This window comes from Pedobacter nutrimenti (assembly GCF_003208655.1).
Lineage (GTDB): Bacteria > Bacteroidota > Bacteroidia > Sphingobacteriales > Sphingobacteriaceae > Pedobacter > Pedobacter nutrimenti.
The window spans coordinates 120,490-135,103 of the sequence record NZ_QKLU01000003.1; the positions used below are offsets into that span (position 1 = coordinate 120,490).

The 14,614-nt window shown below is 37.5% G+C and carries 12 protein-coding genes; all 12 read left to right on the plus strand.

The annotated features are described in order from the left end of the window. Positions 1-26 precede the first annotated feature (26 nt). Entirely contained in the window at positions 27-3,245 is a 3,219-nt protein-coding gene (locus B0O44_RS08730) for an efflux RND transporter permease subunit (RefSeq protein ID WP_110829377.1), read from the plus strand. 184 nt (positions 3,246-3,429) lie between these two features. Next, entirely contained in the window at positions 3,430-3,612 is a 183-nt protein-coding gene (locus tag B0O44_RS24865; RefSeq protein WP_146229788.1) for a hypothetical protein, read from the plus strand. 24 nt (positions 3,613-3,636) lie between these two features. After that, on the plus strand, positions 3,637-4,944 hold the full coding sequence (locus B0O44_RS08735; RefSeq protein ID WP_110829379.1) for a multicopper oxidase family protein: 1,308 nt from the start codon (positions 3,637-3,639) through the stop codon (positions 4,942-4,944). A gap of 10 nt (positions 4,945-4,954) precedes the next feature. Next, positions 4,955-7,051: a copper-translocating P-type ATPase gene (locus B0O44_RS08740; protein WP_110829380.1), complete on the plus strand. Its 2,097-nt coding sequence runs from the start codon at positions 4,955-4,957 to the stop codon at positions 7,049-7,051. A 26-nt stretch (positions 7,052-7,077) separates the two neighbouring features. Beyond that, a complete protein-coding gene (locus B0O44_RS08745; protein ID WP_110829381.1) occupies positions 7,078-7,590 on the plus strand; it encodes a GNAT family N-acetyltransferase in 513 nt (170 codons plus the stop codon). A gap of 32 nt (positions 7,591-7,622) precedes the next feature. Continuing rightward, positions 7,623-8,465: a prolipoprotein diacylglyceryl transferase gene (lgt, locus tag B0O44_RS08750; protein WP_110829382.1), complete on the plus strand. Its 843-nt coding sequence runs from the start codon at positions 7,623-7,625 to the stop codon at positions 8,463-8,465. 99 nt (positions 8,466-8,564) lie between these two features. Next, the gene (locus B0O44_RS08755; RefSeq protein ID WP_110829383.1) at positions 8,565-9,434 is read left to right on the plus strand and encodes a class I fructose-bisphosphate aldolase; all 870 of its coding nucleotides are present in this window, start codon (positions 8,565-8,567) and stop codon (positions 9,432-9,434) included. A gap of 178 nt (positions 9,435-9,612) precedes the next feature. Continuing rightward, positions 9,613-10,146, plus strand: a complete 534-nt coding sequence (locus tag B0O44_RS08760; protein ID WP_170123291.1) for a helix-turn-helix domain-containing protein — start codon at positions 9,613-9,615, stop codon at positions 10,144-10,146. Between the two features lie 681 nt (positions 10,147-10,827). Next, the gene (locus B0O44_RS08765; RefSeq protein ID WP_110829385.1) at positions 10,828-11,610 is read left to right on the plus strand and encodes a phosphatase PAP2 family protein; all 783 of its coding nucleotides are present in this window, start codon (positions 10,828-10,830) and stop codon (positions 11,608-11,610) included. A 1,044-nt stretch (positions 11,611-12,654) separates the two neighbouring features. Continuing rightward, a complete protein-coding gene (locus tag B0O44_RS08770) occupies positions 12,655-13,179 on the plus strand; it encodes a helix-turn-helix domain-containing protein (RefSeq protein WP_245943625.1) in 525 nt (174 codons plus the stop codon). Between the two features lie 62 nt (positions 13,180-13,241). Then, the gene (locus B0O44_RS08775) at positions 13,242-13,919 is read left to right on the plus strand and encodes a DUF305 domain-containing protein (RefSeq protein WP_110829386.1); all 678 of its coding nucleotides are present in this window, start codon (positions 13,242-13,244) and stop codon (positions 13,917-13,919) included. Between the two features lie 58 nt (positions 13,920-13,977). Further along, the gene (locus B0O44_RS08780) at positions 13,978-14,598 is read left to right on the plus strand and encodes a DUF305 domain-containing protein (protein WP_110829388.1); all 621 of its coding nucleotides are present in this window, start codon (positions 13,978-13,980) and stop codon (positions 14,596-14,598) included. Positions 14,599-14,614: the final 16 nt, after the last annotated feature.

The following is a 14,614-nucleotide window of genomic DNA, read 5'->3' on the forward strand; positions in this document are numbered from 1 at the left end:
TGGTTTTTTGCAAAGAAATTATAGTTATGTTAAACAAATTAATACTTTTTTCATTACGAAACCGCCTGTTTGTTATTGCAGGTGCGGCTTTATTAATGATATATGGAATTTACACCGTAACAAGTCTTCCGGTTGATGTGTTGCCGGATCTAAATAGGCCACGGGTAACCATATTCCTGGAAGCAAATGGTATGGCTCCAGAAGAAATTGAAGCGCAAGTACTATTACCCACAGAAACAGCCTTAAATGGTTCTCCTGGTGTAGAAATTGTTCGTTCAGTCGCATCACCAGGCCTAGGCTTGGTCTTTGTCGAATTTGATTGGAACACGGATGTTTATCGGGCCCGTCAGTTAACAGCTGAAAAACTACAGACCGTGCAATTGCCGAAAGGGATAACACCGGTTATGGGACCAATCAGTTCTGTAATGGGGCAGTTTATGCTTATTGCTGTTACCGGCACAAAAACTAGCCCAATGGATGTGCGGACTCTGGCCGATTTTACCATCCGTAGAAGGCTCATGAGCATCAAGGGAATTTCCCAGGTCATCCCGATTGGAGGGGAAAGAATGCAATATCAGGTTCTGTTATCTTCGGATAAGCTACGCCAGTATGGGCTATCTATCGAACAGGTAGATGCTGCATTAAACCTCACCAATCTGAACACAACAGGAGGCTTTTTTAATAACCAGGGTTCTGAAGTTTTGATCAGGAATATAGCCCGGGCTAATGCAAGCTCACTTGATGATATTGGGAATACTGTAGTGGCGAATAAGAATAATGCTCCAGTGCTGCTTAAACAAATTGCTCAAGTAAAATATGGTCCTACTTTAAAACGTGGCGATGGCTCGTTAAATGGTAATCCTGCTGTGATTTTGAGTATTGAAAAACAGCCTAATGGAAATACAGTTGAACTTACTGAGGAAATTAAAAAGGCAGTCGCCGAGATGCAGTTAACGATGCCTAAGGATGTGAAGATAAATACTGATGTTTTCCAGCAAAAACACTTTATTGAAAACTCTTTAACTAATGTTGAAGACGCTTTAAGGGACGGATTTATCCTTGTTGTCATTATCTTATTCCTGTTTCTGCTTAATTTCCGCACTACGATTATTACCTTAACAGCTATTCCACTGTCTTTAATTATTACGGCAATTATTTTTAAATCCTTTGGGATTTCTATAAATACCCTAACACTTGGAGGTTTGGCAATTGCCATTGGAGAGCTGGTAGATGATGCAATTGTCGATGTAGAGAACGTATACCGGCGTTTAAAGGAAAATTGGGCAAGTGAACACCCACGTCCGTTAATGCAGGTTATATACGAGGCAAGTAGTGAAGTTAGAAATTCAATCGTTTACGCCACAATTATTGTTGTACTTGTTTTTCTTCCATTGTTCTACTTACAAGGTATCGAAGGTAAGATTTTTGCTCCCCTTGGCATTGCTTACATTACCTCTATTATTGCCTCATTAGTTGTCTCATTAACGGTAACCCCAGCTTTATGTAGTTATCTGATGGGATCTGAAAAGGCATTAAAACATGTGAATTTGAAGTTCTGGAAGAAAAAGGACCCTAAAGAGATTACAGAAGAATCGGATAATAAACCCTATAATCCGGATGAACATGACAGTCCTTTAGTGCGTTTTTTAAAACGACAGGACACCAAATTGCTGAATTGGGGACTAAATCATACCAAAATAGTTATCGGTTCGGCTATATTTTTAATTGTAGCTGCTATGAGTATCATTCCATTCTTTGGGACAGAATTCCTACCTCCATTTAACGAGGGCAGCTACACGGTAAACCTTTCATTGCCGGCTGGTACATCACTGGAAGAAGCTAATAAAGTGGGTGCCGTTGCTGAAAAACAAATGCTAAAAGTTCCGGAAGTATTGGTCACTGCCAGAAGGACCGGACGTGCTGAATTGGACGAACATGCAGAACCACCGAGTAATTCTGAGATTGAAGTAGCCTTGAGAGATCCATCGGAAATCAAACGTTCTAAAGAAGTAATTCTTGCGGATTTAAGAGAACGGCTTTCAACCCTCAAAGGTGTAACAGTTAATATCGGACAACCTATTTCACACAGACTGGATCACCTGCTTTCTGGGGTAAGAGCTCAGATCGCTATTAAGGTGTTTGGAAATGATTTGGCGGAACTTAGGGGTAATGCGTCTAAAATACAGGATATTATTACTAAAGTGCCTGGAGTTGTGGATGTGCAAATTGAAAAACAGGTTCTAGTCCCTCAACTAATGATCAGGCTAGATCGTGTGGCTATCCAGCAATATGGGTTACAGGTGGGAAAAGTAGCTGAAGATCTTGAGGTTTTTTACAATGGAAAGGTTCTCAGCCAAATTTTAGATGGACAGAAGACCTTTGATTTACTCCTAAGAACAGATGATAGTACCAGGAACAATGTAGAGGCTATTCGTAATACCCAAATCTCATTACCTAACGGTTCTCTGATCCCTTTAAAACAAATTGCAAAAATTGAGTTTGAAAATGGTATAAATTCAATTTACCATGAGAATACTCAGCGCCGGATAGTGATCTCAGCGAACGTACAAGGACGTGATTTAGGAAGTACCGTTCAGGAATTACAGGGAAAGATTAAGACAGGATTACAGTTGCCACAGGGGTATTATATCGAATATGGTGGACAATTTGAAAGTCAGCAATCAGCTTCCAAATTAATTATGATCTTGAGCATATTTTCTTTGGCAGGTATATTCCTGGTGCTTTACAGTCACTTTAATTCATCGCGTATTGTTTTGCAGATCATGCTGAACATCCCGCTTGCATTGATCGGAAGTGTGGTGGCCGTTATTTTAACTGGTGGAATATTTTCTATTGCGACTATGGTAGGCTTCATTACCCTTACAGGGATTGCATCCAGAAACGGAATTATGATGATTTCACATTACATCCATTTGGTAGAACATGAAGGTGAAGAATTTAGTAAGCATATGATCGTTCGTGGCTCCCTGGAACGGCTCGTACCAGTATTAATGACGGCACTTGTTGCTGCTTTAGCTTTAATTCCTCTTACCATGGATGCTACTGCTGCAGGTAAGGAGATTCTATACCCGGTTGCGACAGTGATTTTGGGCGGATTAATTAGTAGTACAATGCTTGACATGATTGTTACACCAGTTGTATTTTTCCGTTTTGGCAAAAAAGCCCTAGATGCTTATATAAATCACAAAAATAAAACTAACGCAGAATTAAATGTTAATCATTAATTTATTGTTATGAAACAAATCCTTATAAAGTTCTGGAACACACGAGAATAATTATATAGGATCCCTCGTTGACCGGTCCATCATATTTGGTGGATTTGGTCAATTGGGTTATTAGTAATGGAGGACTTAAAAATATAAATACTGACAACTATATAATTTCATCTCTATAATCTCTATAATTATTATGAAACGCAACCAATTTATTAAGCTTACAGGAGCTGGCAGTGTCTTTACATCAATAGGAGGAATTTCCTGGTTAATGCAAAGCTGTGATGGTCAAAGTATAAATAATGCTAAGGCCCAAAGTCTAAATGTTATTAATGGTAGTTTTGATACCCTACTTCCATCCCCTCCTTTATTTGATTAAAAAAACACATCTGCATTTGAAACAATGCAGACGCAGGTTGAAATATTAAAAGGGAAGAAAACAAATGTATATGGTTATTACGATGGTATGTTAGGTAAAACCTTTGTCGTAAATAAGGGTGATATAATCAATCTTCGGTTTACCAATTCGTTACAGCAGGCTACTAACATACACTGGCACGGGCTTATTATACCACCCGAAATGGATGGCTTTCCTTCACATGTAACAGGGCCAGGAGGCACGTTTAAATACCAGTTCAGTATCAATCAAAGAGCCGGCACCTATTGGTATCACCCACATCCTGATGGATTAACAGCGGAACAGGTAATGAAAGGTTTAGCTGGTTTTTTTATCATAAGAGATGAAGAAGAGGCTGCGTTGAAACTACCAACTGGAGATAGTGAAATCGCTTTTGTAATTCAGGACAGGCGTTTTAAAAATAGTGGCGATTTTGATTATGCTCCTACGGATGAAGAAATAATGACAGGTTTTTTTGGGGACTATATTCTAGTGAACGGTGCATACAGTCCTTACAAAGATGTAAAAGCAGGGTGGAATCGTTTACGTATCATTAATGGTTCTAATGCCAGGTTGTATAACCTCGCCTTCAGTAATGAACAGGAATTTTTTGTAATAGGTTCAGATGCAGGGTTATTGACTGTACCCGAATCTGTAAAAAACATTTTGCTCTCACCCGGTGAAAGAGTTGATTTGCTTGTAGATTTTACCCAGGAAGTAAATAAAGAAATTTTTCTTCAAAGTGAAACATTTAATGGTGGGGGCGTACAGGGTAAAGATGCGTTCAGGATTATGAAGTTTAAAGCAGGCCCAAAAACTAACGAAACATTCACCTTACCAAATACTTTATCAGCCATAACAAAAATTAATCCTTCCTCTGCTACAAAAATAAGAACATTTGATATCAGTAACGCTTCCATGCATGGCGAAAAAAAGATGTCTATGGATCAAAAAGAAAAGAATAAAATGAAGATGGGCATGCACACCATTAATGGTATTGCTTACGATGCAAATGTTATTAATGAAACGATTACCGCAGGAGCAACAGAAATATGGGAATTTGATAATAGTAAAGGAGATGAAATACATCCTATGCATTTTCATGGCAATCATTTTCAGTTTTTAGAAAGAATAGGGGGTAGAGGAAAATTAATTGCTACTGAAAAAGGATGGAAAGATACAGTGTTGCTAATGCCTGGTGAAAAAGTGAAAGTAATAACTGCTTTCTCTCAGTTTAAAGGGAAATATGTTCTACACTGTCATAACCTCGAACATGAGGATAGCGGCATGATGCTGAATTTTGAAATCGTATAAAATAAAGGCCATGGAACACAAACACGAAGAACTTGAAATGGGCATTTCTAAATCGGCGTCCAAAAATAAGCATGCTGGTCACGATATGACAGCAGGTTCAAGTCATAGTAAAATGGATCATAGTGCAATGAAAGATGGGGCTAATCCTAAAATGGGTATTGAAGGTCATAATCATCACGCTATGATGATCGCTGATTTTAAAGGGAGGTTTTATATCGTCCTGCTTCTCACTATTCCAATAGTATTGTTGTCTGCTATGATTCAGAAGTTTATTGGGGTTGATTGGCAGTTTACTGGTTCTTCCTACATTTTATTAACACTTTCTTCTGTTGTATACTTTTATGGAGGCTGGCCCTTTCTAAAAGGTCTGGTAGACGAGGTCAAAGTAAAGACACCTGGTATGATGTTTTTGATTGGCTTTGCTATAACAGTAGCTTATATATATAGTGTAGCTGTTGTTTTTGGATTAAAAGGCATGGACTTTTTTTGGGAATTGGCAACCCTTATCCTGATTATGCTTTTAGGACATTGGATTGAAATGAGATCTGTAGCCGGGGCGTCGAGAGAATTGGAATTATTGGTCCAGTTAATGCCTGCAGGCGCGCATCTGATAAAAGACAGTCATACTGAAGATGTACAAACCGATACATTGAGAGAGAATGATGTGATCTTGGTTAAGCCCGGAGAAAAAGTAGCCGCCGATGGTATTATCATCGAGGGAGATAGTTATTTAAATGAATCTATGCTAACTGGGGAATCCAAACCGGTGCAAAAAATAAAAGGTGATAAGGTAATTGCAGGCTCTCTCAACGGAAACGGGTCGTTAAAAGTGACAGTACTCCATTCAGCCGCGGAATCCTACCTTTCACAGGTAGTGAAGTTGGTGGAAGATGCCCAAAAAACTAAATCAAAAACCCAATTACTGGCAGATATAGCAGCCAAATGGCTAACAATTATTGCTTTGATCGCCGGTATAGGTACATTTCTTTTTTGGTGGTTAAGTGGGGAACCATTGGCCTTCGCAATTGAACGCATGGTAACAGTGATTGTTATCTGTTGCCCACATGCATTAGGATTGGCAGTGCCATTAGTTGTTGCCAAATCAACAGCCCTTTCGGCTAAAAATGGACTGTTGATTAAAAACCGAACCGCCTTTGAAAATTCCCGAAAAATCTCAACTATTGTTTTTGATAAAACCGGTACATTGACTGTGGGGAAATTCGAGGTCTCAAGGATTGTCATTTTGGAAGAAGGAATCAAGGAAGACAGTGTGTTAAGGGCTGCCTCAGCCCTGGAAAAAAATTCAGAACATCCTATCGCTACAGGAATTATGGCTATCGTAAAAGAACGTGCAATTGCCGTTCCGGAGGCGAACGATTTCCAGGCGATTACCGGACAGGGTGTCCAGGCCAAGATAGATGGTAAAGAAGTTAAAGTAGTCAGTCCTGGTTATCTTAAAGAAAAGGATATACCCTTACCTGAAAACTTCAACGCCAATGAAAATGAAACTGTAGTGTTCGTCATCATCGAAAACCACTTGGTTGGTTATATTGCACTGTCGGATATGATTCGCCCTGAATCCGCTGAAGCTATTAAAACACTTCACGATCACAAGATTAAAGCTATTCTTTTGACAGGAGATAATAAGCAGGTAGCTAAATCCGTAAGTGACAAATTGGGTATGGATGGATTTTTTGCAGAGGTTCTGCCTCATCAAAAATTGGAGAAAATAAAAGAATTACAGGAGAAAAAAGAGTTCGTCGCAATGACGGGTGATGGAGTAAACGATGCTCCTGCACTAGCACAAGCTGACGTAGGTATCGCAGTTGGTAGTGGAAGTGACATTGCCGCCGAAACTGCTGGTATTATTCTCGTAAATAGCAATCCTAAAGATGTTGTTAGCTTGATTCTTTTTGGGAAGGCTACTTACCGTAAAATGATTCAAAACTTAATCTGGGCTACTGGCTATAACCTCATTGCCCTGCCGTTAGCAGCTGGGGTACTTTACAATCAGGGGATTTTATTGAGTCCAGCTGCTGGTGCGGTTCTAATGAGTGTAAGTACGGTTGTTGTAGCGATCAATGCCGGTTTGTTGAAAATAAAATAACAAAGAAAAATAAAAAATTAAAGCAGATGGATTATTCGATCTATATCAGGCCTTTATTAATCAGTGATGCTGAAAAATCTTTTTTATGGCGCAACGACCCTGACTTATGGCGACATACACGCGAAGAGTGGAGTAAATGCACTGAACTGGAGTCGGAAGTTAGCTGGATAAAATATACGTTAGAAAAAACGACAGATAAATGCTTTGCCATTTGCCTGAATTCTCCAGACCAGCATATCGGAAATGTTGAATTAACAAATATTGCCGATCAAAAGGCAAGGTGTTCGGTGCTTATTGGAGAAAAGGTGCTATGGGGAAAGGGCATAGCGAAGAGGGCCATTAATCTTGTGTCCGATTATGCCTTCTCCTATCAAAAATTAAAAGCATTATTCATTGAGGTTTACAAAGAAAATTATGCATCACTTTCAGCATATAAAAAATGTGGATTTGTAGAAGATGGACTTCTAGAAAATGGTTTTGTTTTATTGATTCTTAATAGTGAGAAGTACTTCGCTAATAAGTCCAAAGCCCATGAATAATAAAATCATTGTATAATTTTAAATAAATATTTATGTTAAGTGGTTTCTTGCTTCAGATTTATTGGGATATTAATCCGGAAATTTTTCGAATTGGAGGATTCGGTATAAGATACTATTCCTTGTTTTTTGGACTAGCTTTTTATTTCAGCTATCTCATCCTTGTTAAAATTTATACAAAAGAAAATGTTTCTGTAGATTTATTAAGTACACTTACAATTTATGTATTTCTTGGCACTTTAATCGGGGCGAGGCTGGGTCAGGTTTTCTTTTATGAGTTTGGTTATTATCAAAACCATCTTCTTGAAATCATATTACCCTTTCGCGTTGATCCTAAAACCGGTTTTGAATTCACCGGCTTTCAAGGACTTGCAAGCCATGGGGGTGCAATAGGCATTCTTACTGCTTTGTTTTTTTACTGCAGGAAATACCATCAATCTTTCTTTTGGATAGCCGATCGGCTTGCAATTGTTGTTCCACTAGCGGGCTTTTTTATTCGTTTGGGGAATTTGTTCAATTCTGAAATAATTGGTAAACCCTTTAATGGCAAATGGGCTTTTGTTTTTACGAGAGTAGACCGCCTGGCCCGCCATCCCACTCAATTGTATGAAGCATTTGGTTATTTGATAGTTTTCTGCATCATGATGATAATTTATAATAAAAAGAATAAACAATTTAATCGAGGTTTTCTGTTTGGATTATTCCTGGTTCTTGTTTTTTCAGTTCGTTTTATTGTGGAATTTTATAAAGAAAATCAGGAATCCTTTGAAAACGCAATGCCTATTAATATGGGCCAGGTTCTAAGCATTCCCCTTATCCTTATTGGATTATATTTAATTTTCAAAAATGGTAAAATTCCTGTAAATCAATTCGTATGAAAAGATCCAAAAATTTTATAACCTTATCTATTTATATTAAAAAGGTTATTTTCTATTTAACGTCAACTCATAATTTAATTGGCATTAAACATTATTATTATGAAATGTCATGATGTAGAACAACTGCTTGGACAGAAAGCAGAAAACCTTCCTGGGTATAAAAGTAAAACACTGTCTAAAGATTTACTTCATATACCTTCTCCTGATTTTGTAGACAAAGTATTTGCTTTAAGCAATAGGAACCTTAAGGTATTGCGCAGTTTAAGTACTTTATATGCTCATGGCAGACTCACTAAAACTTGTTACCTCTCGATCAATCATAATGAGCTGCTTACCTATCCTACAAAATATGACCAAATCATGTTTGGCTCTTTTAAGGAGGCCTGGAATTTGGGAGCAGTCGCCGTTAGAGCTACTATCTATTTTGGTTCTGAAAATTCAAGTCGACAGATTGTACAAGTAGCAGAAGCTTTTGAACGGGCACATCAATTAGGTATGGACTGTATTTTATGGTGCTACACCCGGAATAACAGGTTCAAGAAGGAGGATGTAAATTATGAGGTTGCTGCTGATATTAGAGGACAGGAAAATCATTTGGGAGTAAGCATTCAGGCAGATATCATAAAACAGAAAATGCCTGAAAACAATGGCGGAATTACGGCGATTAACTTTTCAAAAAGTGATCCCAGGATGTATAGTGAATTGGCTTCTGATCATCCCATAGATTTATGTTGTTACCAGGTAATCAATTGCTATATGGGCAGAACAGGCCTTATAAATTCGGGAGGGGAATCTAAAGGTGAAACAGATTTAATAGAGTCAGTAAAAACCGCAGTCATCAATAAAAGAGCTGGAGGAGTGGGATTAATATTAGGACGCAAAGCTTTTCAACGGCCTTTTGAAGAAGGGGTAAAATTCCTTCGCACTATTCAAGATGTTTATTTAGCTAAAGAAATTGATTTAGCTTAAATTTCGCTGAAACACATTCCGACGACTTAGATGGCGTCCTATAACATCACATCTTTTGGTTGTTATAAAACGGCCCCTATTGCTGTTATTAAAAAAGTGGAAATATTTTATACAAAACTAAATGACAGAGTTATACATCAAGAACATGGTATGCAAATGCTGCATCTATGTCGTAAGAATGGAATTGGAAAAGGCAGGGTGGACGCCACTTTACGTGGATTTAGGCAAAGCAAAAGTAAAGGAAGTTTTAAGTGGCAAATCAAAAAATGAGTTTGACACCGAATTGCAGAAATATGGATTAGGCTTACTGATTATTAAGAAGAGTTATATTATAGAAAAGATAAAAACTATTATTATAACAAGTATTCATAACGCAGATACCCTTTCACAAAAACAAGATTGGCACCAAATTATATTAAGCCAATTACAAGAGGACTATACTCATGATCGTCTCAGTAAATTTTTTTCTTCAGTAGCAGGAATTACCTTAGAGCATTATATTATCCTTCAAAAGATTGAACGGGTCAAGGAATTACTATTTCAAAATGAGCTTAGCCTCAAAGACATATCAAAAAAAATGGGATTTGCAAGCCAACCTCATCTTTCTTACCAGTTTAAACGGGTTACAGGAATTACACCATTAAAATTCAGAGCAGGCAGGATAAGAAAAATAAAAACAAAAAAAATGAGAATGAAACTCTCTCGTGAGTAAAATTGGTGCAATGTAGACACTAAGGTGCGGTCTATCTAAGCATTTTTTTAAAAGTATAGTTCTTTAAATTGCAATTATTCAATTTTAATCTTCAATTTCTGTTATACGTTGAATTGCCCAATAAGGGACGAATGATTCACCTCGATTATGAAATGCGGTTAGACGGTTCGCCTTTTATGCCATTTGACAATTATACCATACAAAAATAAGCCTAGGATAACGAGTAAAGCAACGTCAACTACACAGCATATATAGCTTGTTTTTGTTTCGCAAAATTCTGAAACAAGATGGGCAAAGAAATCTGACATTGTTTAGTTTTCAATAAAAAGTACTACTAATATACGGAATAAAATTATTTTTTCTACACTACTATTTTTCTTTGCTTATGTTGTTTTTGGATGAAGAACATGATTAATGATCACTAACTTTTGTTTATTTTTTATATGTATATGCTACTCATTAATCTATCATAACATGACCAACTTATATTTTTGTTGGGATATATCTAATGAACGGTTCAATTGGATGATCTTGTAGGAGAAAACATTACGATCTCCACAATTTATTATCTTATTACATACCTTATGATATTTATCACAATTGTCTTTTTAAGATTATAAACTGAATGAGAATTTTATTTACCATATCTATATTGATTTTATAACCATCATCAAGAAAATTATGAATAAACTCATTATATATTGTTGTGTTTGGCTTATTTTAGCTAGTACAACGACGTTAGCCCAGATGTCTGGCGCTGAACAGATTGATTCATCCAATTACAAAGCTAAAATGTATGATACAGGATTCAGAGTAAAGATGTCACCCTATACTGCTATAGGTGCTTCAGCAAGCATAGCCTATGGATTTGCTAAGTTTGGCAGTCACAGCCTGAATGATCTTGATATACTGGCAAGAAAGGAATTTGCGCTCGAACATCCACATAGTCGGCTTCGATTGGATGACTATCTGCAGTTCGCCCCTGGCGCCTCAGTCTTTGTGCTAAGTGGACTTGGAATAAAAGGAAAAAGCTCGACTGTTGATCAGAGTGGTATTTACCTCCTATCTAATATAATCCTTAATATCACTGTTCAAAGCTTAAAAAGAAGTACCAAACTACCACGCCCAGATGGAACCAGTAATTCCTTCCCCTCCGGACATACAGCAGAGGCTTTTGCTTCCGCTGAACTTCTGAATCAAGAATATGGTCGTGCATCGACAGTTTATCCGGTTCTCGGGTATGCTACCGCTCTCAGTACAGCTTATTTAAGAATGTATAATAACAAACATTGGTTGAGTGACGTAGTTACCGGAGCTGGAATAGGATTTTTTTCAACTCGTTTGTCATATTGGTTATATCCAAAGATAAAAAAAGTTTTCTCTTCACGTCGAACCAGCACGTCAATGATTATGCCCAGTTATAGCTATGATTCAATAGGTGCTAGGATGGTCAGATCGTTTTAATTTCGATATAAAGTAATCTTCTTAGTATGATGTTGGTAATAACGTGTTTTATACTAACTAAACATGTTGCCGAAGATTATAATAAGGCTATTATATATAATATACTTATTACCTACACTTTATCGATGGTATAACCGACTTGTAAAATTTATTTAAATCTATTTTCATTTAGGGTGCTGTTTTAATAATATCATTGTTATCTCGTTTTCTTTCTTGTCGTAGGTAAATCAAAATTCGCATAACCAGATCAGGTGATACAATTGTAATTTTAGGAGAAATCTTGTAAAATAAATTCTCTGCAAGATAAAGGAGGAATTTAATTTCAAGAGATAGGTTCACTACTGGTCACAACATAGCAATAGCCCTTCCCATTCAGTTCATGCCGAAGCTGTACATACAAAAATTCTCCTTACCTTCTTAGCAGTTTTTCAAGTGCTTCCCCAGATTTGTAATATCACTCAACTGGTGGAATCTTAGGTTATTGGCTTGGCTCGAAAAAAAACAGAACAAATCCCTTTAATTTTTTGTTATAAACTCATTGACATTATGAGAAAAACCTGTGCCATAAGTTTTGCAGCATTCTACCTGTTATTAACAACAGGGATGTTTGTCTGTATTGTTCATTGTGCAGGCGAATATTTATTTAAACCGCAGGTAAGCAATAATCATCATAGCGAAGAAGCCAAATCTCACGATGAGGCCAAGCCACATTCCTAGGAAGAAGAACCGTGTTCTAAAGACAAGGATTGTAAGTGCTGTGACCAGCATGGCCAGTACGCCATCAGTGAAAATATTCAAACAGCTGGCGGCCCATTTTTCTTTGGCATTGCAGTTTTAACTTTTTCAATCAACTCTAAAGACCTTTTTATCTTTCACAAGGAAGTAAAATCTATGGATTGGCCAAAAGGCAATGCACCTCCTGGCATTTTAAAAATACCACTTTATATTTCCTGCCGTGCCCTTCTGATTTGATCAAGCTTTGACTATTTCTTAGTCTAGGAACGCTCTGTTTCCTGTTTTTCTCATTTCGCTTGATCTTAAAAAATGCTATTACGTATAAAAAACATGGTTTGCTACCGTTGCATAATTGTTGTTCGCCAACAGTTACAACACCTGGATTTACAGGTTCAAGAAATCTCTCTTGGAACGGCTTTTGTCTGTCCTGACCCTTCCGTAAATAAATTGAGAGAAATCGCAGCTTCTCTTAAAGTACTTGGCTTTGAACTGATCGATAAGGACAAAGATAAGTTGATTGAAGGTATCAGAAACACTGTTATAGAAATTATACATCATTCGGATTTAGTTGAGCACGTTACCTTCAGCCAGGTATTAACTGACCGTCTACATAAAGATTACAACTATCTAATCCGCCTATTCTCTGAAAGCGAAGACCTCACCATTGAAAAATTCATCATACAGCAAAAGGTCGAAAAAGTAAAAGAGCTGCTTCAATATGGAGAACTCAATCTGAAAGAGATTTCATTGAAAATAGGTTACATCAGCAGTGCACAACTTCCAATCAATTTAAATCAGTTACCAGTTTATCTCCTAGATACTTTAAGGCTATGAAATCAAATAGTTGGAAAACACTGGAAAATGTATAAATCTATTATTAATTAAAAACGAAAACAATGAAAAACAGATTAATTATGCCTTTAATTGCAATAGCGGCAATCGTAGCAAGCTGCCAAAACCAGCAATCCAACAATCAAAACGATTCTGTAGCGAACGCCGATAGCTCCGGCCATGCGATGAGCGACACGAGTAGTAATATGAAAGATTCGCCTATTATGGTTTCCATGAACAAGATGATGGAAAATATGCATAAGATGGAGAAATCAGGAAATGCGGATCATGATCTTGCAGCTTCTCTACATGAACATCATATGGGAGCCATTGATATGGCAGAGGCTGAACTGCAAAACGGTTCCGATGACAAGCTGAAAAAGATGGCGCAGGCCATTAAGGAGAAACAAGGGAAGGAAATTCAGGATTTGGATGGGTTGATAGCGAAGTATAAAAACGCGGCTAAGAATTATGATCCAACTAATTTGGACAAAGGTTTAGGAAAAGCCACGTCGGATGATATGATGGCCATGATGGCCATGCCAAAAGAAAAAGCAATTACCGTAGATCAACAGTTCGTCATGATGATGAGCAAACATCATGCGGATGGCTTAAAGATGGGCAACACCATCCTACAGTTTGCCAAAGATCCAATGTTCAAATCAATGGCAACAAAAATGGTTGCTGATCAAACTAAGGAGATTAAGGAGTTTGAAAACTGGCAGGTGCAGCATCATAGATAAAGTTTACGTAAAAACCGATAACACCATAATAAATATAAACTCATTTAATACCTACATCATGAAAAACACACTAAAAATGTTATCTCTTGCCTTGCTAATGATTTTTGCACAGGCATGCAGTAAAGATAACGATAAGCAAGTCACCATCCAGGAGCATGACAAAAACCAAATGATGACCATCATGCACCAGATGATGGTCAAGATGAATGCCATGATGATGAGCAAAGATCCCGATAACGATTTTGCCCTGATGATGAAAATGCACCATCAGGGTGCAATTGATATGGGTAATGCAGAACTACAAGGTGGCACAGACGCTACGATGAAAGCAATTGCGCAAAAGGTGATCACCGCACAGACCCAAGAAATTGCCCAGCTTAACACATTTTTACAGGGCCATGCAGCGCACCTGAATGTACCTGAATTTGATGCGAAAATGATGATGGGAATGGAAAAGATGGGACGGAACGCAGACCTGCAAATTATTAATGGCCGCACTGACCATGACTTTGCGATCCTGATGACCGGGCACCATCAAAGTGCCATTGAAATGGCCAAAATGGAGCTGGATTACGGAACCCATGCGGAGATGAAAACAATGGCTTCTAAAATTATCGAAGACCAGGAAAAAGAGATCAAAGAATTACAGGAGTGGTTATTGGCCAATAACAATAAATAAATGTTTCAAATTTAAA

Bases quoted from the DNA above. Each gene is read 5' to 3' on its own strand.
- B0O44_RS08760 (WP_170123291.1), top strand. From the start codon at position 9,613: ATGGAATTGGAAAAGGCAGGGTGGACGCCACTTTACGTGGATTTAGGC.
- B0O44_RS08735 (WP_110829379.1), top strand. From the start codon at position 3,637: ATGCAGACGCAGGTTGAAATATTAAAAGGGAAGAAAACAAATGTATAT.
- B0O44_RS08745 (WP_110829381.1), top strand. From the start codon at position 7,078: ATGGATTATTCGATCTATATCAGGCCTTTATTAATCAGTGATGCTGAA.
- B0O44_RS08730 (WP_110829377.1), top strand. From the start codon at position 27: ATGTTAAACAAATTAATACTTTTTTCATTACGAAACCGCCTGTTTGTT.
- B0O44_RS08740 (WP_110829380.1), top strand. From the start codon at position 4,955: ATGGAACACAAACACGAAGAACTTGAAATGGGCATTTCTAAATCGGCG.
- B0O44_RS08765 (WP_110829385.1), top strand. From the start codon at position 10,828: ATGAATAAACTCATTATATATTGTTGTGTTTGGCTTATTTTAGCTAGT.
- B0O44_RS08755 (WP_110829383.1), top strand. From the start codon at position 8,565: ATGAAATGTCATGATGTAGAACAACTGCTTGGACAGAAAGCAGAAAAC.
- B0O44_RS24865 (WP_146229788.1), top strand. From the start codon at position 3,430: ATGAAACGCAACCAATTTATTAAGCTTACAGGAGCTGGCAGTGTCTTT.
- B0O44_RS08780 (WP_110829388.1), top strand. From the start codon at position 13,978: ATGAAAAACACACTAAAAATGTTATCTCTTGCCTTGCTAATGATTTTT.
- B0O44_RS08770 (WP_245943625.1), top strand. From the start codon at position 12,655: ATGCTATTACGTATAAAAAACATGGTTTGCTACCGTTGCATAATTGTT.
- lgt (WP_110829382.1), top strand. From the start codon at position 7,623: ATGTTAAGTGGTTTCTTGCTTCAGATTTATTGGGATATTAATCCGGAA.
- B0O44_RS08775 (WP_110829386.1), top strand. From the start codon at position 13,242: ATGAAAAACAGATTAATTATGCCTTTAATTGCAATAGCGGCAATCGTA.